This is a genomic window from Actinosynnema sp. NPDC023658, from assembly GCF_040639995.1.
GTDB lineage: Bacteria > Actinomycetota > Actinomycetes > Mycobacteriales > Pseudonocardiaceae > Actinosynnema.
Window position 1 is genome coordinate 1 of the sequence record NZ_JBFAAX010001133.1, and the last position, 1,675, is coordinate 1,675.

Here is a 1,675-nt window from a genome sequence, read left to right on the forward strand (position 1 = left end):
CGTGCCCAGCAGCGCGATGGTGAGGTCCTCGCCGGTCTGGACCAGCGCCATCGCGCTGCCGTCGATCAACTCGCCGATGGAGCCGCGTCGTCGTGCACCCCGGCGACCTGGCCCTGCCGAAGCTCGGCCTGGCCGACGACGTCCACGACGAGCTGTCCCGCACCGCGGACGTGGTGTTCCACGCCGGCGCCACGGTGAACTGGTTGCAGCCCTACACCGCGCTCAAGCCCGCGAACGTCACGGGCACCGAGGAGGTGCTGAGGCTCGCCGCCGCGCACCGCACCGTGCCGGTGCACTTCGTCTCCTCCACGGGCGTGTTCGACCAGCCGGTGACGCCGGGCGTGCCGCTGGGGGTGGACGACATCCCCGGCCCGCCGGAGGTGCTGTCCAACGGCTACCGCCAGTCCAAGTGGGTGGCCGAGCGGATCATCGACCGGGCCCGCGGCCGGGGGCTGCCGGTGTCGGTCTACCGGGTGGACGTGGTGTCCGGAGACCAGGTCAACGGCGCCTGCCAGACCAAGGACTTCGTGTGGCTCGGGCTGAAGGGCATCCTGCAGAGCCGCGCCGTGCCCGCGGGCCTGGCCGGCCTGTTCCACCTGGTGCCGGTCGACTACGCGAGCGCGACGATCACCCACCTGGCCACGCGGCCGGAGGCGGCGGGCCGGACGTTCCACCTGTCCAACCCCGACCCGGTCACCTACCGGGAGATGATCGCCCACCTGCGCGACCTGGGGCACGCGGTGGTCGAGCTGCCGTGGCCGGAGTGGTGCGCCCGCGTGCGCGCCGACCGGGACAACGCCCTGCAACCGCTGCTCGACTCGTTCGAGGCCATCGCGGCGATGGGCGAGGGCGCCTACCCCGACTTCGACGTCTCCGACACCCGGGAGGCGCTGGAGGGCAGCGGCATCACGTGCCCGCCGATGACCGCGACGTTGTTCGCCAAGTACGTCGGATTCTTCACCGACGCGGGCTACTTCCCGCGCGCGGACGCCGAGAACCTGCGTTAGGAGAGACCGTGGGCAAGATCAGAGTCCTGTTGACCGGTGGGCCGCCGACCCTGCGCGAGGCCGACCGCATCCACTTCGTCGCAGACCTGGGCGACAAGGTCAAGATCCCCGCCGGGAACGGCTACGAGCACTTCAGCGCGAGCGGTGAGTCGCGCACCGTCGACAACCTCGAACTGCCGGTGTTCGCCTGGTGCGGCCGGACGAAGATCGCCGAGTAGGAGTCCCGATGACGACCGAACCGCTCCGGGTGCACGACGTGCCGACCGACGACCTGACCAAGCAGACCGACCTGTTCCTGCGCGCGTTCAACTCCGGCGACCACGCCACGATCGAGCGGATGTACAGCCCGGACGCCGTGTCGGTCTGGAAGCCGGGGGAGGAGCCGGTGGCCGGCGACGAGCGGCGGGCCAACGTCGCGGAGTTCCTGGCCTTCGGCGTGCCGATGCGGGCCCGCACCAAGGGCATCTACGTCAACGGCGACATCGCCCTGCTCATCGTGGACTGGGCCATCCGGGGCACGTCCCGCGCGGGTGAGCCGATCGACCTGTCCGGCACCGGCACGGACGTCCTGCGCCGGGGCCGTGACGGCCGGTGGCGCTACGTCATCGACAACGCCTATGGCGGCTCGGACGCCTGACCCCCGCGCCGTCGCCGCGGACCGCCCCGGC

Annotated in this window: 2 protein-coding genes and 1 pseudogene; all 3 read left to right on the plus strand. The window is 71.7% G+C overall.

All coding sequences use genetic code 11. From position 1 onward, the window contains the following. Positions 1-83: 83 nt before the first annotated feature. Positions 84-1,007, plus strand: a pseudogene (locus tag AB0G02_RS38860) (thioester reductase domain-containing protein); the annotation flags it as partial. Positions 1,008-1,015: 8 nt separating this feature from the next. Beyond that, positions 1,016-1,225 (plus strand): DUF5988 family protein, encoded by a 210-nt coding sequence (locus AB0G02_RS38865; protein ID WP_360805112.1) that lies wholly within the window; start codon positions 1,016-1,018, stop codon positions 1,223-1,225. 8 nt (positions 1,226-1,233) lie between these two features. After that, on the plus strand, positions 1,234-1,644 hold the full coding sequence (locus AB0G02_RS38870) for a DUF4440 domain-containing protein (protein WP_360805115.1): 411 nt from the start codon (positions 1,234-1,236) through the stop codon (positions 1,642-1,644). Positions 1,645-1,675 lie beyond the last annotated feature (31 nt).

What these genes read in the sequence shown, in the direction of transcription:
- AB0G02_RS38870 (WP_360805115.1), top strand. Translation starts at nt 1,234, where the DNA reads ATGACGACCGAACCGCTCCGGGTGCACGACGTGCCGACCGACGACCTG.